Raw genomic sequence first — 18,633 nt, forward strand, 5'->3', positions numbered from 1 at the left:
GCCGCCCGGTGGCCTGCGATCCCGGCTCCGTCCGCGCTCCTGCCCGCCGTGCTCTCCCGGCGAGTGCCGCTCACGCGCCGACGGACTCGGCTGCGTCGCGTTCGGCGGCGCGCTGGGCCAGTTCGGACCAGTTGTCCGCGTAGGTGCGGGCCAGTTGGGCGACGGTCCGCCGGTGGCTCTGCGGGATGCCGGCCGTGATCTTGTCCCATTCCTCCGCGCTGACCGTGTGGATGCCGAGCAGCCGCAGCAGGGTGCGGCCGGTGTCGCTGTAGCGCAGCGCCGGGTCGCCCTTGAGCCGGTTCACCACCCGGCGCCGGTCCGCCGCGGGCATCCGGGTGCGTGTCGCGCTGCCGGTGGCCAGGCGGGGTGCCACGGGGCTGCCGGGGCCGCGTCGCTGTTGCCCTCGGTGCTTGCCGCGGTCGGCGAGCAGGGGCTCTTCCCCGCGGCGGATCCGGTTGCGTACGTCACGTGCGGTCTCCGGGGATATCCCGGTCTTCTGCGCGATCTGGCGGAGCGAGAGACCGGGGTTTTCGGCGATGAGTTCGCCGGCCAGCCGGCGGCCTTCGGCGCCGTCGAGCGGGCGGAAGCGGCCGTCCTGGCCGACGCGCCGGCGTTCGGCCGTCGCGCCGCCCGGCATCCGCCGGCGGACCTTGGCCACCGTCGCCGGGGCGACACCGGTGATCGAGGCGATCATCCTGTTCGACCAGATGGGGTGCGAGGCGATGATGCGCTCGGCCGCGCGTTTCCGGTCCGCCTTAGTCAGGGGCAGCCCGTGGGTGGTGTTGGATTCGACGGCGAGGACGAAGGCGTCCGCGTCGTCACCGTCGAAGAACCGTACGGGGATCGTGTCCTGACCGCGCCGTTCGGCCGCGCGCAACCGGTGGGCGCCGTCGATGACCCGCAGGGTGCCGCGGTGGACGATGATGGGCGGCAGTGGTGCGTCGGCCACCGCCAGCAGTTCGATGTGCTGCCGGTTCTCCCCCGCAAGCCTCGGCGAATCGCTCACCGACAAGGCGCTTGTCTCGACGTCGACGACCGTGTCCAGGTCGACCTGTGACTGTCCGGGTTCCAATTGCCCCTCCTCGGTCCGCGTTTTCCCGTTCGCGCTCCGGATTCGGAGTGCTCGACGGCTTACGGGTGGGCCGGGTCCGCCCCGGTTTTCCTGTCGGGGCGGTGCGACAGGCGAGTGCCGCAACGTTTCTCTGCCTTTCTGCTGAGGACAGTGGAAAGGCGAAAAGAAGAAAAGGCGGGAAGCGCACGGTTCCGGTCGGCTGAGCACATTGCGCGTCGTATGCGCTCCCCCGCTTCGGCACCGCTCGGCGCGGCGGGCCGGAAACCGACGGCCCGTCCCCAAGCCGGTGGCCCGCCGCCGCGCCGCCACGGCCGGGTTGTCCCGGGTGACCGTGGTCGCCCGGCATCTCCGGTCGGAGCCCGCCCGGTTTCCCGTGCCGGGCGTCGGTGGCGTGAAGATGCCGTTGTGCTGCTGATGCTGAGCCGGTGCGCCGGGGCGGGGAAGGGGGCTTTTGTCCAGGACTTGTCCAGCACTTGTCCGGCCTGCTCAGCACGGGGAGCGGGCCCGTCTCCGGACAAAGGCGAGGGGTTGTCCGAAGCGAATTCCCTTGAATTCTTTCGCGGCCGTACGGGCACGGGGCGAGCTGATCAGCCCCGCGCCCGTACGTGTCCGTCCTTCGCTAGTTGCGCGCGCCGAACACCTGCGTCCACGTCGGACCGCCGGACGTGTCGTGGGTGCCTATGCCTATTTCCTTGAAGTCGCAGTTGAGAATGTTCGCCCGGTGGCCGGGGCTGTTCATCCAGCTCTTCATCACCTCGTCGGCGGAACGCTGGCCCCGTGCGATGTTTTCGCCGTAGGTGCTCCACTGATATCCGGCGGCCTTGATCCGGTCGCCCGGGTCCGTACCGTCCGGACTGGTGTGGTCGAAGTAGTTCCGCGCGTCCATGTCCTGGGAGTGGCGCCGGGCCGCGGTGACGAGCTGGTCGTTGCCACGGACGGGTGCGCAGCCCTGTTTGGCGCGTTCGGAGTTGACCAGGGCGGTGACCTGCTGGGCGAAGGGCGACCCGCCGCCTCCGGAACCGGTGGCCGGCGCGGGGGCGGCGGAGGAAGGACGCGGCGCGGGAGTGGCCGTGTCGGCGGGGGCCCGCTTCTTCCTGGGGGTGTGCGGCTCCTTGGCGGTGGGGGAAGCGGACGACGGGGTGGGGCTCGGGCGCTTGGTGGTCTTGGACGGGGAAGGGGCAGGCGCCGTCGCCGCGGGGGTGGCCAGCGGGGCCGACTGGGGTTCGGTGGCAGCCCGTGCGGGGCCGGGCTCCTCGTCCGGTCCGGCGGTGATCAGGGGGAGGGTGCCGCCCACCGTGGCGAGCGCGGCCGCGGCCACGGCGGCCGCGGTGACGGCGCGACGGCGGCGGACGCGGCGGCTCTCGCGCAACGCGTCGCGGAGCTGGGCCCGGCCGCCTCCCGGGGCTCCCACCGCCGCGGACGTGACGGGCTGCTGGCCGGTGGCGGCCGCGAGGACCGGGGCCGCCATGGTGTCCGGCGCGAGGGCGGCGGCCAGCGGCACCAGGGCCAGGCCGACGAGCAGCCGGTCGGCGGGCACCAGCCCGGACGAGAACGAGGAGCAGACGGTGCACTCGCGGGCGTGCCGTGCGATGCGCTTGCGCCACAGCGCGGAGGGCGCCCCGTCCCACTGTTCGGTCACCGTGTCCAGCAGGACGCACCGCGGTGTGGCGGACAGCGCGCGCACGACCACGCGAGAGGCTTCGAGCTGGGATTTCATCCGCTGGACCCGTACGGCCGTGTGCTGGGGCGTCAGCTCCATCGCGGTGGCGACCTCGACCCGGGTCAGTTCACCCGCCGCTTCCAGCCACCACAGGGACAGCAGCGCGCGGTCGCCCTCGTCGAGCCAGCGGGTGGCTTCGGCGACCTCCCGGCGCTGTCCGGACAGGCCGAGTCGGACGATGGTCAGTCCGACGAAGTCGGCGCGGGGGTCGGGGACGTCATAGGCGGCGTCCAGTCCGCCGTTCACGGGTGCGGCCTGGTCCTGTCGCCAGTGCGCCCGTATCTGGTTCATCGTGATGGCCACCAGCCAGGACCGGAAACTGGCCGGGTCGCGCAGGTCGCCGAGGCTGCCGAGCGCCCGGAGCATGGTCTCCTGCGCCACGTCGTCCACGTCCGCGTGTCCGTGCAGCGCGCGTCCCACGATGTTGTACACCAAGGGCATGGACGCGGTGACGAGCTGGTCCCTGGCCTGCCCGTCGCCCGCCTGCGCGGCCGCAATCACCGCAGGGTCGAGTTCGCTGCTCACGCTCTGTCCACTCTCTTTCAGCTCGGGCTTCTTCCGTCCCACACACAGGAGATGCTGCGGGGGCGGAGCCGATAACAGAAATCGAGCAATCATCCGTCGGATGCGTACAGAGAGGCGAAGCGGCGTGGATGACGGGTGCTGCCGTACGGTCGCGCGGGCGTCGGGCAGGGGTCGTAGAAGGGCGGTGACCAGGGACGGAGTCACCCACCCCGGAAAGATCTCGCCCGCTCGCTCCCGGGACGGCCGCGAAAACTCCCCGGCACGCGCATCCTTCGGCGTGACCCGTGCGTCTCACGAGGAAGCCACCTTCTCATGTGGCCATACTGCAGCGGCATTTGGAGAATACACGTTGAAAACTGGCATTAAGGGCGCGCGACGCCTGTCCGCGACGGCCGTCACCGCCGCGGGGGCCGTGCTGATGACCGGGGCGTTCGTCGCCCCGGCCCAGGCCGCGGCACCCAAGGCCGCCCCGGTGAAGGCCGCGGCGCCCAAGGCGCCCGCGATCACCGCGGCCGGCGGCTTCGCGATGAACAACGGCACCGGCAAGACCGCCTTCGGCAAAGCGGCGGACACCCGCCGTTCCATGGGCTCCACCACCAAAATCATGACCGCTCAGGTGGTGCTGTCGCAGAAGAAGCTCAACCTGGACACCAAGGTCACGGTCGACAAGGCGTACAGCGACTACATCGTCGCCAAGACCGCCTCGTCGGCCCGGCTCATCGTCGGGGACAAGGTCACCGTCCGCCAGCTCCTGTACGGGCTGATGCTCCCGTCCGGCTGCGACGCGGCGTACGCGCTGGCCGACAAGTTCGGCAGCGGGTCCACGCGGGCGGCGCGGGTGAAGTCGTTCATCGGCCAGATGAACACCGCGGCCAAGAACCTCGGCCTGAAGAACACGCGCTTCGACTCGTTCGACGGCATCGGCAACGGTGCGAACTACTCGACGCCGCGTGATCTGACGAAGCTGGCCTCCAGCGCGATGAAAAACGCCACCTTCCGTGCGGTGGTGGGCACCAAGTCGACCAAGCAGAAGGTCATGACGAAGAGCGGCGGTTACCGCTTCATGTCGTGGACCAACACCAACAACCTGCTCGGCAGCTACCAGGGCACCATCGGTGTCAAGACGGGCTCGGGCCCGGAGGCCAAGTACTGCCTGGTCTTCGCCGCCACCCGGAACGGCAAGACGGTCATCGGTACGGTCCTCGCCTCCTCCTCGGCGGCCAACCGCACCGCCGACGCCAAGAAGCTGCTGGATTACGGCTTCAAGGTGTGACGTACGGAAAGGGCCTGCCCGTGGCGTTCCGGCCGCGGGCAGGCCCTTATTCCTTGCGGGCAGCCGGTCCGGCACCCTTGCGTGGTGGGGGTGGCCCCAGGTCCGGCCCGGGGGACGGCCGCATTCTCCGCGCCCGGGCGCACTCTTAGCGTCCTTGCCATGACCAACTCAATACGAACCCTCCCGCTGCCGTCTCCGGCCCCGCCCCGCCGCGGGCTGCCGGTGTTCCTCACCGTGGCCTACCTCGGCATGTGGGCGGCCATGACACCTCTCCTGGTCACGGGCTTCCAGCGGGAGAGCGCCCGGTCGGGGACCGGCGCGCTGGAGGAGGTGTGCATCGCGGCCGCGATGTTCGCCCCGGCACTCGCCGCGCTCCTCGTGGTCCGGTACGTGGAACGCACCGGCCGGGTACGGGACGTCCTCGCCCTGCGGTGGCCACGCCCCTGGAGCCGCACCACCCGTTCCTGCCTGCTCGCCCTCGCGGTCCCGGCGGCGCTGACCGCCGCCGCGCTCGGCCTCGGTGCGGCCTCTGGCCACTACCCCTTGGATGTGCGGTGGGACGGGCTCGGCGGCTGGGCGGCCGCCATGCTGCTCCAGATGGTGGTCTCACTGCCGCTGTTCTTCGGTGAGGAACTGGGCTGGCAGGGCTATCTCTTCCCCCGCCTGGCAGGGGACGGCAAGGGCGCGCGCCTGGTCCGGGCGTACGTGGGCACCGGCGCCGCCTTCGCCCTGTGGCACCTGCCCACACTCCTGATGGGCGGCCAGTATCCCGGCCGGCCCTGGTACGAGTCCGTACCCGCCATGGTGATCAGCTGCACACTCATCCTGCCGGTCTTCACCTGGCTGCGCCTGCGCTCCGGGTCGGTGCTGCCCACGGTCCTCGGCCACACCTTCGTGAGTACGGCGAGCGTCGGCATGGTCAAGGTGTGCGCCGCGCCGGACGCTCCGCTGGACCCGCTGCACATGGGGCTCACCGGCTGGCCCGGCTGGATCGTCACGGCCGCGTTCGTCGCCTTCCTCGCGCTGACCGGGCGGCTACGGCCGTCCTCGTACGAGCGCTCGGCCACGTACGAGCGACCGTCCGCGCACGAGCAACGGGGCGCGGGGACGGGCGGGGGCCCGGGAAGCGCCGACGCCCGCCCCGGCGCCGCACGCACCCGGGTGCCGGTGCCGCCGTACCCCGGCGAGTAGGCTCCGTGCGATGGAGATCTTCCACCTGCGCTACTTCGTGGCGGTCGCCGAACACCTGAGTTTCTCGCAGGCCGCCCGCCAGCTGCACATGGCGACCTCGCCCCTGAGCCAGCGGGTGCGGGATCTCGAACGCGAACTCGGCCAGAAACTCTTCGACCGGGACTCCCACCATGTGGCCCTCTCCCCCGCCGGCCGGACGCTGCTGCCGGTCGCGAAGGACGTGCTGGGCCGGTTCGACGACATCCCCTGGCGGCTGCGCCGGGAGATAGGGCCCGAGCGGCGTGCCGTCTACGTGGGTGTGCCGCCCGCGCTGCACCCGCGGATGCGGGAGCGGCTGACGCGGCTGGAGGAACGCTGCGCCGAGGAGTTCGACGTCAAGCGCTGGCCCGGCAAGAGCGGCAATCTCCTGAACGCGGTGCAGCGCGGCGACCTGGCCATGGCCCTGGTCCACCTGCCCGTACACGCCGAGGGCATCGAGGTGGTGGAGCTGCTGCACGAGCCGCTGGGCGCAGTGTTGCCGGCCGCCGATTTCCACGGGCGCGCCTCGGTGTCCTTGAGCGAGCTGACCGATTACACGTATGTGTGTTCCGCGCCCGGAACCCTGCCGACCTATTTCGAGCAGATCAGGGTACGACTGAAGGCCGCGGGCATTCACAAGGAAATCACCCTCAATATCGGCGATTACGCGAGCGTCGCGGAAATGGTGGCGAACGGTTCGACGTTCGGGATCGCCTTGCTGGAGCGGGAGAACAACGCGAACACGTACGGAAACGACGCGAATGTGGTACTGCCGTTCGCGGATTTCTCCCCGTCGCTGGCGACCGGGCTGGTCTGGCGGCGCGACCGGGGCGAGCCGGATGGTGACCTGCATGTCCTGGTGCGCGAAGCGCGGTGTGCGCTGCCGGATGCGGCCGAGGAGGGCTGAGCGGACGACCGAGGTGGCGGCAGCCCGTAAAACACACTCCAAACCCTCGAATAAATGACGCGAAGAACGGCGTGACCACTGTGGTCACGCCGTTCTTCGCGTATCGGTGTCACCCATGGATTGAGCGCATCCGCCCGACAGGTCTAGCGTTTTCAGTGGACGAAGGAACGCGGCACCGACCGCCTCCCCCTTTCTCGTCCCGGAGCTTTTTCGACCTGGAGTGGTGATGGCACCCGTAACACCCACGGAAGAAACCGCGGCGCGCCCCGGCGCCGACGAAGACGGCAGCGGCAACGGCAGCGCGGGCCGGTCCGCCGGTCCGCTCGCCGGGGTCCGCGTCATCGACATGGCCACCGTCGTGATGGGCCCGTACGCCGCCCAGATCCTCGGCGACCTCGGCGCCGACGTCATCAAGATCGAGTCCCCGAACGACACCGTGCGCGTCGGCGCCCTGCACCGTACGCCCGGGATGACGCCGCTGAACCTCAACGTCAACCGCAACAAGCGCAGCGTCACGCTCAACCTCAAGGACGACGCGGACCGGGACCGCGCCCTGGAACTGATCGGCACGGCCGACATCCTCATCACCAACATGCGCATCGGCGCACTACGCCGGCTGGGCATGGACTACGACAGCCTCGCCGCCGCACGCCCCCACCTGATCTACGCCCACGCGCAGGGTTTCCGCCCCGATTCCGACCGGGCGCAGCTGGCCGCGTACGACGAGACCGTCCAGGCGGCCTCCGGGCTGCTGGACCTGGCGGAGCGCTCGGGTGATGTGGGCGCCCCGGTGGTGCTGCCGAGCATCTTCGCCGACAAGGTCGCCGCGCTGTCGATCGTGTACGCGACCCTGGCGGCCCTCGTCCACCAGCGGGCGACCGGACAGGGACAGCACGTCGAGGTGCCGATGGTGGACACCCTGCTGGCGTTCAACCTGGTCGAGCACCTGCAAGGGGCCATCTACGAACCGCCGATGGGACCGACCGGCTTCCCGCTGTCCATGAACAAGGGGCACCGGGCACGGCCCACCAAGGACGGCCTCGCGATGATCATTCCGTACGGCCCGCAGAACTTCCGCGACCTGTTCGCGGCCGCCGGCCGGGCCGACCTGGCCGAGGACCCGCGCGTCAACGGCGAGTTCATCGATTCCGTACGCGACGGGGAAGCGCTGGCCGAACTGCTGGAGACGGTCACGCCGCAGCTCACCACGGCCGAGTGGATGGAGGTGTGCACCAAGCACAGCATCCCGGTCGGGCCGGTGCTGCGGCTCGACGAGGCACCCGATGACCCGTACGTCCAGGGGGGCCACCTGATGGATGTGGCCGAGCACCCCAGCGAGGGCGCCTACCGCGTGGTCGGCGTGCCGTTGGCCTTCTCCGCCACGCCCGCCTCGGTGCGCCGGCACGCGCCGCTGCCCGGTCAGCACACGGAGGAAGTCCTCGCCGAACTGGCCCGCTCCGCGAACGCCACCGCCACCGCCACGACGGCGCCCCGGTCCGCGCGGTCCGACGCCACCGAGAAGGAGGAGCAGCGATGAGCACCCCGGTTTCCCCGGGCTCCGCAGCGGGCGACGAGCCGGTCCAGGTACGGTACGAGCCGCTGGGCGCGGGCGACGAAGACGCCGGCAGCGCACTCGTCATCACCATCAACCGGCCCCGGGCCCGTAACGCCGTGGACGCGGCGGTCGCCGAGGGCATCGCCGCCGCCGTGGACACACTGGAGTCCGACCCCGCCCTGCGGGTAGGTGTCCTCACCGGTGCGGACGGCACTTTCAGCGCCGGGATGGACCTGAAGGCGGCGGCCCGCGGCGAGCGCGTCACCGTACCCGGCAAGGGATTCGCCGGGCTCGTCGAAGCCCGCACCACCAAACCGCTGATCGCGGCGGTCGAAGGCTTCGCCATGGGCGGTGGCTTCGAACTGGCCCTCGCCTGCGACCTGGTGATCGCGGCGGACGGCGCGCGCTTCGCGCTCCCCGAGGTCAAGCGCGGCCTGATCGCCGGAGGCGGCGGCGTGCTGCGGCTGCCCCGGCGCATCCCGTACCACCTGGCGATGGAGCTGCTGCTGACCGGCCGGACCGTCACCGCCGAACGCGCCCACGCACTCGGCATCGTCAACCAGATCACCGACGACGGCCGGGCCCTGGCCACCGCTCTCGAACTCGCCGTGGAGGTCGCGCGCAACGCGCCACTGGCGCTGGCCGCCGTGAAGGAGGTCGTCCGTCGCGCGGACGGCGTACCGGAGCCCGACGCCTTCGCCGCGCAGGCCGAGGCGATCGGAAGGCTGGTCCGTTCCGAGGACTTCGCCGAAGGGGTACGCGCCTTCGGCGAGAAGCGGGCGCCCCGCTGGAGCGCGCGATGAACCGCGAACAGATCCTCGCCAGCCTGGCCACGCCGCTCACCGCCCCGGCCTACGCACCCGCCGCGGCCCGGTTCACCGACCGCGAGTACCTCAACATCGTCTACCGCACCGACGCCGAGGCGCTGCGCGCGGTCGTACCGGAGCCCTTGCGCTTCGACGAGCCGCTGGTGCGGTTCGAGGTCATGAAGATGGGCGATGTGACCGCCTACGGCCCGTACGTCGAGGCCGGTCAGGCCATTCCGGTCCGATACGGGGACGAGCGCGGCGAATACCTCCACGCGATGTACCTGGACAATTTCCCGGCTACCGCGGCGGGCCGCGAAGTGAGCGCCTACCCGAAGGTGATGGGCTCGCCCGCGCTGTACGCCGACCACGCGGCGCTGGTGGGGACGCTGGACTACGGGAGCGTACGGGTGGCCACCGCGACGATGGGCTACAAGCACCGCCCGCTGGACCTCGAAGCTGCCCGTGAGCAGATCACCGTACCCACCTACATGCTCAAGATCGTGCCGGGCTACGACGGCGAGCCGCGCGTCTGCGAACTGGTCCGTACGGAGATCACCGACCTGGTGGTCAAGGAGGCGTACACCGGCCCCGCCCGGCTGCAGCTGTTCGAACACGTGCTGGCCCCGCTCGCCGACCTGCCGGTACGGGAGATCGTCTCGGCCAGTCACCTCGTCACCGACCTCACGCTGGCCGGCGCCGTACCCGTCCACGACTACCTGGCTCGCGTCTGAGGAGCACCACATGTCCCCCACCCACCACCACAGCACCTCCCCCATCCGCACCGTGGCCCTCGTCGGTGCAGGCACCATCGGCCTCTCCTGGGCCGCCCTGTTCGCCGCGCACGGCCTGCGCGTGACCGTCACCGATCCGCGCGAGGACCTGGACGAAGCCGTGGCCGAGGCGCTGCCGCTGCTCGCCGAAGGACTGCCCGGCGCCGATGCCGGGGAACTGCGCGGCCGTATCCGTACGACGCACGACCTGGCCGGAGCCGTCGCCGACGCGGACCTCGTACAGGAGAACGGCCCGGAGAACCTGGAGTTCAAGCAGCGGCTGTTCGCCGACATCGCGCGGTACGCCCCCGCCGGGGCCGTGCTGGCCACGTCCAGCTCCGGCATCGTCGCCACCGCCATCGCCGAGCCGCTGCCCGACGGGACCGCCGCACGGCTGCTGGTCGCGCACCCCTTCAACCCGCCGCACCTGCTCCCCCTCGTGGAGATCGTGCCCGGCGAACGCACCTCCGAGGAAGCCGTCGAGGCCGTCACCGACTTCTACCGGGCGTTGGGCAAGTCCCCGGTACGGCTGCGCAAGGAGCTGCCCGGCTTCGCGGCCAACCGGCTGCAGGGCGCCGTCCTCCAGGAGGCGATGCACCTCGTGCTCAGCGGCGTGCTCGACGCCGGCGAGGTGGACACCGTGATGAAGGCGTCGCTGGGCGGCCGGTACGCCACCGTCGGCCCGTTCGAGAGCTTCCACCTGGGCGGCGGCCCCGGCGGCATCCGGCACATGATGGAACACCTCGGCCCGGGTCTCGTCGAGGGCTGGCAGCGTCTCGGCCACCCGGAACTGGACGCCGCCGCCACCGCCACGGTCGTCTCCCAGACCGAAGCCGCGTACGGCCGAGGCCCCGGCGCCTACCGCGAACGCGCCGCGCTGCGCGACCGCAAGCAGCTCGCCCTCAACGACGTGCTCAGCCGGGCCGACCAGGTCTGAGCCCCGGGCCCGCCCCGTAACCGGCCCGCACACACACGCGCGCACGCACCACAGCGACAATCAGTACAGCCAGGAGCACACCATGCCCAAGCCCGCCAACCCCACCCCCGACTTCTTCGGCTTCGCCGAACTCCTCGACGACAGCGAGCGCGCCGAACTCGCCGCCGTACGCGACTACCTGGAAACCGAGATCAAGCCGCTGGCCAACGACGCCTGGGACCGGGCGGAGTTCCCCTTCGAGGCGGTCGACAAGATCGCCAAGCTGGGCCTGGCCGGCTACAACTACCCCGAATACGGTGACGGCCGGCCGCGCAGTGAGCTGTTCTCCGGCTTCCTGAACCTGGAACTCAACCGTGTCGACCCGTCCCTCGCGGTCTTCGCCGGCGTGCACAACGGCCTGGCGATGGGCAGCATCCACGGCGGTGGCGACCAGGAGCAGCGCGACCGCTGGCTGCCGGACATGGCCGCGATGCGGACCATCGGCGCCTTCGCCCTGACCGAGCCGGAAGGCGGCTCGGACGTCGCCGGCGGGATGCGCACCACGGCCCGGCGCGACGGCGACACCTGGGTGCTCAACGGCGCCAAGCGGTGGATCGGCAACGGCACCTTCGCCGATGTGGTCGTGGTCTGGGCGCGCGACACCGCCGACAACAACGTCAAGGGCTTCGTGGTGGAGAAGGGCACCCCCGGCTTCACCGCCACGAAGATCGAGGGCAAGATCGCGCTGCGGACCGTGCAGAACGCGGACATCACGCTGGACGAGGTCCGCATCCCCGAGGCCAACCGCCTCCAGCGGATCAACAGCTTCCGCGACACCGCCGCCGTTCTGGCACGCACCCGCGGTGGAGTGGCCTGGCAGGCGCTGGGCGTGGCCGTACGCGCCTACGAACTCGCCCGTGAGTACGCCGTCGAACGCGTGCAGTTCGGCAAGCCGATCGGTGCCTTCCAGATGATCCAGGACCTGCTGGTGAAGATCCTCGGCAATGTCACCGCCATGTTCGGCATGGTCGTACGCCTCAACCAGCTCACCGCCGCCGGCCGGGCCGGTGCCGAACAGGCCGCGCTGGCCAAGGCGTTCACCACGACCCGGATGCGCGAATGCGTCGCCTGGGCCCGTGAGCTGTTCGGCGGCAACGGCATCGTCCTCGACTACGAGATCGCGAAGTTCTTCGCCGACGCGGAGGCGGTGTACTCCTTCGAGGGCTCCCGCGAGATGAACACCCTCATCGTCGGCAAGTCCATCACCGGCCACAGCGCCTTCGCGTAGGCCGTACCGCAGACCTGCGCGCAGACGTTGGGCTCCGCACCCTCCCACACCGCTTCCGCACCGCTCCCGCGCCGCTTTCGCCGCGCGGGGGCGGTGTCGGTTACGCCTCGGGCGGTGCCGCCGGGGAAAGAGCGGATGCGGTGTGCGGCACGGAGGCGGAAGCGGAGGCGACGGAAGCGGCGGATTTCATGCGGTCCTCGTCGTACTGCTTCCAGTCCACGGGCGGCCACGTCGCCTCGGGCGCGGCGAGCGACCGGTCGATGTGCTCGCGCAGCCCCTCCCCGAAGAAGTCGGACACCTGCCGTACCAGCTTCAGCGCCTCGATGGTGCCCGAGCTGAGCGGCCTGGCCATGCGGTCGGTGCCGCCCGGCACACTGCGCGGCGCGACATGCGCGCTGTCCGCCGCCCGCAGCGCGTGGCTGTGCAGACCGGCGCAGGCATAGCCCATCGCCAGGGCGATCCGCCGCACCGCGTCGTTGGTCCCGCGCGTCAGCTCGCAGGCACCGAGGAGCGTCTGGTGGGGGCTGCCGGGCCCTTCGCCGCTCTCCGCCGAGCGTGGCGGAAGCTTTTTCTCCTCGGCGTCGAGCAGCCGGTGCGCCCGTTCCATGACGGCCGCGACAAAGGCCAGTTCTTCCAGGTCGATGGAGTGGGTCATGGCGATCCTCCCGTGCCGAGTGCGTACAACGGCACCGTAGGTTCGGCCGGTCCCATACATGACCCGATCCGCCAAAAGCAGACCCATTGGAGTTACGGACGGGCCTGCCGCGTCCGGTACGCCGATCGGTGCGTCAGTGCGCGATGGAGTCGATGAGGTCGCGCGCGCCTTGGCGCAGCAGTGCGACGGCGACGGACGTGCCCAGAGTGGCCGGGTCGAGCGGTCCGGCCCACTCGTGGGCGTTGAGCACGGTCTTGCCGTCCGGGGTGAAGACGCAGGCCCGCAGCGACAGCTCGCCGTTGCGCTCGGTCTTCGCGTACCCGGCGATCGGCGAGTTGCAGTGGCCCTGCAGCACATGCAGGAACATCCGTTCGGCGGTCGCCTCCCGGAAGGCGTCGCGGTCGCCGAGCGCGCTGACCGCATCGATGGTGCCGGTGTCGTCCGCACGGCACTGGAGGGCCAGGATCCCGGCGCCGATGGGCGGGCACATCGTCTCGGCCGGCAGGATCTCGGTGATGACGTCGCGGCGGCCGATGCGCTCCAGCCCGGACACGGCCAGCAACAGCGCGTCGGCGTCGCCCGCGTGCAGCTTCTCCAGGCGGCGGTTGGCGTTCCCGCGCATCGGTACGCATTCCAGATGCGGATGCGAGGCGGCCAGCTGCGCGATACGGCGTACGGAGGACGTGCCGATGCGCGTGCCGTCGGGCAGCTCGTCGAGGGTGCGGCCACCGGGGTGGATGAGGGCGTCGCGGATGTCGTCGCGGGCGAGGAAGGCCGCGAAGGTGGTGCCGGCGGGCAACGGGCGGTCGGCCGGGACGTCCTTGACGCAGTGCACGGCCAGGTCCGCCTCACCGGCCAGCAGCGCGGCGTCCACCTCCTTGGTGAAGGCGCCCTTCCCGCCGAGTACGGACAGGTCACCCATCCAGCGGTCACCGGACGTCGTGACCGGCACGACCTCCGTTCGGACTCCCGGGTGCAGGGCGGCCAGCTCGGCCCGTACGCGGTCCACCTGGGCGAGGGCCATGGGAGAGGAACGCGAGACGATACGGATCAGTTCAGGGGCGGACATGGCGTACACCATAGGGCGTCGGGCTGATGCTCCGTCCCTTCGGTCACTTGGACACGGGGCCGGTTGCGGGCGGGGCGGGCACGAGGCGCCGAGCCGGGCCCTGCCGTGGTGCGTCCGTCACATTACTGGCGCTTCGTCAGGAGGCGGCGGAGGTGAGGCACGGCGGTGTCCCGTGGTGCGGCCGGTACGCAGGCACATCCTGCGTCGGGGCTGCATCGGGACTGCGTCGGGGCGTGATGCTGACGGCCAGTGACAGAGCCGTGGGCGAGCGGGCCGTGCGGGCGCCGTCACCCCGTTCGCCCATCCCGGCGTGCGGACCGGCGAGGGCTGGGTCAAGGTCATCTCGTCAGGTCCACCCACCTCATCTTCAGGAGAGTCACATGCTTCGTAACGTCGCGATCACCCTCGCCGGTGTCACGGCGGCCGGTTTCCTGGCTGCCGGGCCCGCTGCCGCCGACACGGGCGGTGGCGCCGCGGGCGGCGCGTACGGCTCCGGCGCCTTCGCGTCGGAGAACACGCTCGGCGGATACCGCCACCACAACGTCGGCGGTCCCTCGGGCGTCACCTCGACCGGTGCTGCCTACGCCCACAGCAGGACGGCCGGAGAGTTCGACTACGGCCGCTACTTCCAGGCCGTCTGGCGCTGACCCGGACCCTGCTCGCGTCGGCACGCCGACGGCTGCGCCCCGCGTCCGTTCCGCGGCGCGGGGGCGCGCAGGCACCGTCCGGACGTACGCCGACGGCCCTCGTGGCACCGGCCGCCACCCTCCCCTTCACGCACGCGTTCGGGTGCCCGTCACCGGGCATCACGACGGCGGTCGCTGTCGCGCACCAAGCCTGCCCCACGGTCCCGGTCCCGGCACTCCGTGGCGGATGACGGAACGTGGACAGAGCGGCCCCGCTGCCGGAAACTCCCGGCAGCGGGGCCGCTCTGCTGCGCCGGCCGTCGCCGACTGTGCGCCCACTGTTGACTGTGTGCCCGCTGTCGGCTGTGCGCCCGCTGCCAGCTGTGGATCGCGTTCAGCCGTGGCTCGCTGTCAGCTGTGGCTCTGCTGCGGGGGCTCCAGGACGAAGACGGGGATCTCGCGGTCGGTCTTCTTCTGGTAATCGGCGTAATCGGAGTACGCCTCGACCGCACGCTCCCACCACAGAGCCTTTTCCTCGCCCGTCACCTCACGGGCCACCAGGTCCGCGCGTACGGGGCCGTCCTGCAGCTCCACACGGGGGTCCGCCACGACGTTGTGGTACCAGACGGGGTGCTTGGGAGCGCCGCCCAGGGAGGCGACCACGGCGTAGGTGCCCTCGTGTTCCACCCGCATCAGCGGGGATTTGCGGATCTTGCCGGACTTGGCGCCCCGGGTCGTCAGGATGACGACGGGCAGGCCGCGCATCGTCGTCCCTTTGGTGCCGCCGCTGCTCTCGTACAGCTCGACCTGGTCACGTACCCACTTCTCCGGGCTCGGCTCGTACTCGCCCTCAAGTGGCATGGCATCCGTCCCATCGTCTCGTCACATCGTCGTCCGCCCGTGCGGGCGTCGTGTCGTACGGTCCGCCGACGGCCCACCGGCCGCCCGCAACCGTCCTGACCCTTCCTCAACACACGGGGCGTCCGCAATCATCCCGCCGGGTGTCGTGCCTGGTGACAGGCGTACGTCCGGGTGATGGACGGCCGGTGCCGACGGCCGACGGTGACGGTGATCGGTGGCGGTGGCGCCGTTAGGGTGACGCGTATGGCGATACCGGTGATACGGGCGAAGACGTGGGACGGGCAGACCTTCGATGCCCCTTCCGAGGAAGAGCTGTTCGATCTGCTGAGCGAGATGAACCTGCGGTACCGGTTCGTGATCGTGGAGCGGCTGTCCGACGCAGCGGAAGCCGGCCAGTACTACATGCAGGTCCATCTCAACGACGACATGAGCTGTCAGGTGGAGTACCGGGACGGCGGGCCCGGACAGCACTTCCGGGCCCAGGTACTCGGCCCGTTCGCCGAACGCGGCCACGAGATCGTCGCGTCCGTGCTGGCCTCCTGGGCCGCCGATCGCCCCGGGTGGCGAGAGGCGCTGCCGTGGACACGGTGCCCGGAGGCAGAGTTCGACCGGTAACGCTGCTCCCCCGGGTCCGGCGTGGGCCCTGCTACCGCGCCGGAGCCCCCGCTCCTCCCATGGCCGCCTTGCGCTGGCGGCCCGCCAGCCGGGAGCCGGATTCGCGGCGGGTCGTCCGGCGCAGCAGCGGTACGGCGAGGAGGAAGCCGAAGACGGCCCAGGCGGTGAGCACCAGCGCGACCGTGGGCAGCTGCCAGGAGCCCGATGCCTCCGCGGCGAGCGCGCTGTCCGGCAGCAGCGCCGACCGCAGGCCCTGTGCCATCCATTTGAGCGGGAAGAACGAGGCTATCTGCTGCACGATCCAGGGCAGCCGGGTCACCGGGAACATCGTCCCCGAGATCACGAGCAGCGCCATGGACGGCAGCATGATCATTGCGAGCGCCTCACGCGGGTTGGGCAGGACGGCGCCTATGGCCGCGCCGAGCGGTACGACCGCGAGCAGACCGAGACCGGCGACCCAGATCAGCGTGAACCACTCTGCCGGACCGGTCGGCAGCGGACCGTCGGCCAGCACCGCGGATGCCGTGAGCAGGAGGACGAGGGTGCCGACGGCCATGCCGAGGATCAGCAGCGCCTTGGCCACGAGGTAGGCCGGTATGCCGCCCGGAGTCGCCCGCAGGCGCAGCAGCGCGCCTTCTTCGCGTTCTGTGACGAGCATCTGCGGGATGTTCAGCACACCGAGCTGGAAGAGCAGGTAGGCGGCGAACCCGGCGACCATCAGATGGCCCATCGGCAGTTCCGTGCCGGGCACGGAGTCGCTGATGGTCACGGCGAGCACCACGGCCACCACGACGTTCACCAGATGGCCGCTCAGTTCCTTCTTGCTGCGCAGGAGCTGGCGCAGCTCGATGCCCCCGCGCCGGACCCCCGCCCGCAGGATGCGCTGCGGTCCCGTCCCCCTCATGCGGCACTGTCCTCTCGGTCCCCGGAGTCGCCCGGGTTGTGGTTCTCGGCGTTCACCATGTGCAGGTAGGTGTCCTCCAGCGTCGGGCGGCGCACCTCCAGGTCGGCTATCGGTCCCCCGGTGTCGCGATGCAGTTCCCACACCAGCCGGGAGGGATCGTCGGGCCGTTCCCTTCGCGGCGTCCCGTCCTCGGCCGTCCAGCGCACCTCGGCACGGGCCGCGGCCTGCCGGGCCAGTTCGGCCGGGCTGCCACAGACCCGTATGCGCCCGTTGACCAGCACGGCGATACGGTCGGCGAGGCGCTCGGCCTCGTTGAGGTCGTGGGTGGTGAGCAGGACGGTGACACCCTCGTCGCGGGCGAGTTTCTCAACCAGTACGTGGAAGTCGTACCGCGCCTCCGGGTCGAAGCCCGTGGTGGGCTCGTCGAGGAAGAGCAGTTCGGGGCGGCCGACGATGCCGAGGGCCACGTCGAGGCGGCGGCGTTGGCCGCCGGAGAGCCGGCCCACCTGCTGGTCCGTCTGCGCGGTCAGGCCGACGAGTTCCAGCAGCCGTACCGGGTCGCGCGGGGCGGGGTAGTACTCGGCGAAGTGGCCCAGCAGCTCGCCCACCCGCCATTTGGCGTGGTCGCGCCAGGACTGCAGGACGAGGCCGAGCCGCCCGCGCCAGACATCGTCACCGCGCACCGGGTCCGTGCCCAGTACCTGTACGTCACCGGACGAGCGTCGGCGGAAGCCTTCGAGTATCTCGACGGTGGTGGTCTTCCCGGCGCCGTTCGGGCCGAGCAGGGCGAAGATCTCGCCGCGGTGGATGTCCAGGTCGACGCCTTGCAGCACATCCCTGGAGCCGTAGGTCATGCGCAGGTCGCGGACCCGCACCACGGGCTCGGGCGCGCTCACCGGCGGGCCTCCGTCCGCGTCTGCCGCGTCCGGGCCGAGTCCGTACGCGCGGCGCCGGCGGCATCGGGCGTGGGCGTCGCGGCGCTTTCGGGAGGCGGGCCGGTGGCGGCACCTTCGACGATGGCGCGCAGCGCCGCCACGTGCCCCTCGAAAGCGGTCCGGCCCCGGTCGGTCAGCCGGACCTTCGTACGGCGCTTGCGTCCGCCACCCTCCTTCTGGATCTCCAGATAACAGGCCTCCTCCAGCGTGTGCAGCTGTTTGGAGAGCGCCGAGTCGCTGAGCGAGAGGCTGTCCCGGATGAACGGGAAGTCGGCCCATTCGGTGGCGGCGAGCAGCGCGACCACCGAAAGCCGGGTGGAGGGGTGGATCAGTTCGTCGAATCCGGCGGGGGTGCTCATCGACGGCTCCCGTCATAGCTGCGCATCGGGGCGAAGGCCCACCGGTTGGCGGGCGCGGTGACGAGCAGGAAGAGACCTGCGCATATGGTGGCCTGCACCAGGCTGCCGTACGGGAGTTGAATCCACTCGATCAGACGGCCGGTGACTGCGATGCTCGCCCCGCCCAGGGTGGCGGCCGCGATGAACACCGCGAACACCCTCCAGGTGTAGCGCGAGCGGTGCAGCCGCACCCGCGACTTGCGGTTCGCTCGCACCCCCATGGCGCCCAGCACCACCACATACGCCGCCAACGCCGCCCAGAGGCACCACTTGGGCAGATCGAGCCCGCTGACGGCCAGATATACCCACATGACCGCCGCGATCGGCAGGTATGACCGCCGCCCCGTCGCGGAGCAACGCTCCATTTCGTCGTAGACCCGCTCCTGCGGGACGCGGATCCTTTGCAGGTCCGCCCATGCCCGGTCGGCATCCACCGGTGTGCTCATGCACATCGCCCCCTATGACCTTGACGTGCCACATGGCCCGCGGCCGACTCCCCGACCGCCAGCTTTCCCACTAGGAAAGT

At 70.9% G+C, this 18,633-nt stretch carries 19 protein-coding genes; 10 read left to right on the top strand and 9 right to left on the bottom strand.

Annotated features, from left to right (window positions below):
• Positions 1 to 70: 70 nt before the first annotated feature.
• Positions 71 to 1,072 (bottom strand): streptomycin biosynthesis protein, encoded by a 1,002-nt coding sequence (locus ACZ53K_RS28235; protein ID WP_468841757.1) that lies wholly within the window; start codon positions 1,070 to 1,072, stop codon positions 71 to 73.
• A gap of 619 nt (positions 1,073 to 1,691) precedes the next feature.
• The gene (locus tag ACZ53K_RS28240) at positions 1,692 to 3,317 is read right to left on the bottom strand and encodes a sigma-70 family RNA polymerase sigma factor (protein ID WP_468841759.1); all 1,626 of its coding nucleotides are present in this window, start codon (positions 3,315 to 3,317) and stop codon (positions 1,692 to 1,694) included.
• A gap of 349 nt (positions 3,318 to 3,666) precedes the next feature.
• On the opposite strand from ACZ53K_RS28240, the gene ACZ53K_RS28245 reads away from it, so the two are divergent.
• The 8 genes from ACZ53K_RS28245 (at position 3,667) to ACZ53K_RS28280 (ending at position 12,044) form a co-directional block, all read left to right on the top strand.
• On the top strand, positions 3,667 to 4,590 hold the full coding sequence (locus ACZ53K_RS28245; protein ID WP_468841761.1) for a D-alanyl-D-alanine carboxypeptidase family protein: 924 nt from the start codon (positions 3,667 to 3,669) through the stop codon (positions 4,588 to 4,590).
• A 159-nt stretch (positions 4,591 to 4,749) separates the two neighbouring features.
• Positions 4,750 to 5,781 (top strand): CPBP family intramembrane glutamic endopeptidase, encoded by a 1,032-nt coding sequence (locus ACZ53K_RS28250; RefSeq protein WP_468841763.1) that lies wholly within the window; start codon positions 4,750 to 4,752, stop codon positions 5,779 to 5,781.
• Positions 5,782 to 5,791: 10 nt separating this feature from the next.
• Positions 5,792 to 6,706 (top strand): LysR family transcriptional regulator, encoded by a 915-nt coding sequence (locus ACZ53K_RS28255; protein ID WP_468841765.1) that lies wholly within the window; start codon positions 5,792 to 5,794, stop codon positions 6,704 to 6,706.
• Positions 6,707 to 6,932: 226 nt separating this feature from the next.
• Entirely contained in the window at positions 6,933 to 8,243 is a 1,311-nt protein-coding gene (locus ACZ53K_RS28260) for a CaiB/BaiF CoA transferase family protein (protein WP_468841767.1), read from the top strand.
• Positions 8,240 to 9,064 (top strand): crotonase/enoyl-CoA hydratase family protein, encoded by an 825-nt coding sequence (locus ACZ53K_RS28265; RefSeq protein WP_468841769.1) that lies wholly within the window; start codon positions 8,240 to 8,242, stop codon positions 9,062 to 9,064. The genes ACZ53K_RS28260 and ACZ53K_RS28265 overlap by 4 nt, the downstream gene beginning before the upstream one ends.
• Positions 9,061 to 9,801, top strand: a complete 741-nt coding sequence (locus ACZ53K_RS28270; protein ID WP_468841771.1) for an acetoacetate decarboxylase — start codon at positions 9,061 to 9,063, stop codon at positions 9,799 to 9,801. The genes ACZ53K_RS28265 and ACZ53K_RS28270 overlap by 4 nt, the downstream gene beginning before the upstream one ends.
• 10 nt (positions 9,802 to 9,811) lie before the next feature.
• On the top strand, positions 9,812 to 10,777 hold the full coding sequence (locus ACZ53K_RS28275) for a 3-hydroxyacyl-CoA dehydrogenase NAD-binding domain-containing protein (protein ID WP_468841772.1): 966 nt from the start codon (positions 9,812 to 9,814) through the stop codon (positions 10,775 to 10,777).
• A gap of 82 nt (positions 10,778 to 10,859) precedes the next feature.
• Positions 10,860 to 12,044, top strand: coding sequence for an acyl-CoA dehydrogenase family protein (locus tag ACZ53K_RS28280; protein ID WP_468841773.1), 1,185 nt, complete (start codon positions 10,860 to 10,862; stop codon positions 12,042 to 12,044).
• Between the two features lie 100 nt (positions 12,045 to 12,144).
• On the opposite strand, the gene ACZ53K_RS28285 is transcribed toward ACZ53K_RS28280, so the two are convergent.
• Together ACZ53K_RS28285 and hemC are read right to left on the bottom strand one after the other, a co-directional pair.
• A complete protein-coding gene (locus ACZ53K_RS28285; protein ID WP_468841774.1) occupies positions 12,145 to 12,699 on the bottom strand; it encodes a hypothetical protein in 555 nt (184 codons plus the stop codon).
• 133 nt (positions 12,700 to 12,832) lie between these two features.
• Complete coding sequence (hemC, locus tag ACZ53K_RS28290) at positions 12,833 to 13,768, bottom strand: hydroxymethylbilane synthase (protein ID WP_468841776.1); 936 nt, start codon at positions 13,766 to 13,768, stop codon at positions 12,833 to 12,835.
• Between the two features lie 380 nt (positions 13,769 to 14,148).
• Here hemC and ACZ53K_RS28295 point away from each other — a divergent pair, with 380 nt between their 5' ends.
• A complete protein-coding gene (locus tag ACZ53K_RS28295; protein WP_468841777.1) occupies positions 14,149 to 14,415 on the top strand; it encodes a hypothetical protein in 267 nt (88 codons plus the stop codon).
• 390 nt (positions 14,416 to 14,805) lie between these two features.
• On the opposite strand, the gene ACZ53K_RS28300 is transcribed toward ACZ53K_RS28295, so the two are convergent.
• Positions 14,806 to 15,255: a nitroreductase family deazaflavin-dependent oxidoreductase gene (locus ACZ53K_RS28300; RefSeq protein ID WP_468841779.1), complete on the bottom strand. Its 450-nt coding sequence runs from the start codon at positions 15,253 to 15,255 to the stop codon at positions 14,806 to 14,808.
• A 243-nt stretch (positions 15,256 to 15,498) separates the two neighbouring features.
• Here ACZ53K_RS28300 and ACZ53K_RS28305 point away from each other — a divergent pair, with 243 nt between their 5' ends.
• Positions 15,499 to 15,870, top strand: a complete 372-nt coding sequence (locus tag ACZ53K_RS28305) for a hypothetical protein (RefSeq protein WP_468841781.1) — start codon at positions 15,499 to 15,501, stop codon at positions 15,868 to 15,870.
• A 31-nt stretch (positions 15,871 to 15,901) separates the two neighbouring features.
• Here the strand turns inward: ACZ53K_RS28305 and ACZ53K_RS28310 are convergent, their stop codons facing one another.
• From ACZ53K_RS28310 to ACZ53K_RS28325, 4 genes are read right to left on the bottom strand one after another with little or no spacing between them, the layout of a single operon-like run.
• On the bottom strand, positions 15,902 to 16,774 hold the full coding sequence (locus ACZ53K_RS28310) for an ABC transporter permease (RefSeq protein WP_468841783.1): 873 nt from the start codon (positions 16,772 to 16,774) through the stop codon (positions 15,902 to 15,904).
• Entirely contained in the window at positions 16,771 to 17,628 is an 858-nt protein-coding gene (locus tag ACZ53K_RS28315; protein ID WP_468841852.1) for an ABC transporter ATP-binding protein, read from the bottom strand. Before ACZ53K_RS28315 ends, ACZ53K_RS28310 begins: the two co-directional genes overlap by 4 nt.
• A 38-nt stretch (positions 17,629 to 17,666) precedes the next feature.
• The gene (locus ACZ53K_RS28320; protein ID WP_468841785.1) at positions 17,667 to 18,068 is read right to left on the bottom strand and encodes a transcriptional regulator; all 402 of its coding nucleotides are present in this window, start codon (positions 18,066 to 18,068) and stop codon (positions 17,667 to 17,669) included.
• On the bottom strand, positions 18,065 to 18,553 hold the full coding sequence (locus tag ACZ53K_RS28325; protein WP_468841788.1) for a hypothetical protein: 489 nt from the start codon (positions 18,551 to 18,553) through the stop codon (positions 18,065 to 18,067). Before ACZ53K_RS28325 ends, ACZ53K_RS28320 begins: the two co-directional genes overlap by 4 nt.
• Positions 18,554 to 18,633 lie beyond the last annotated feature (80 nt).

This window comes from Streptomyces sp. NPDC033221 (assembly GCF_055577005.1).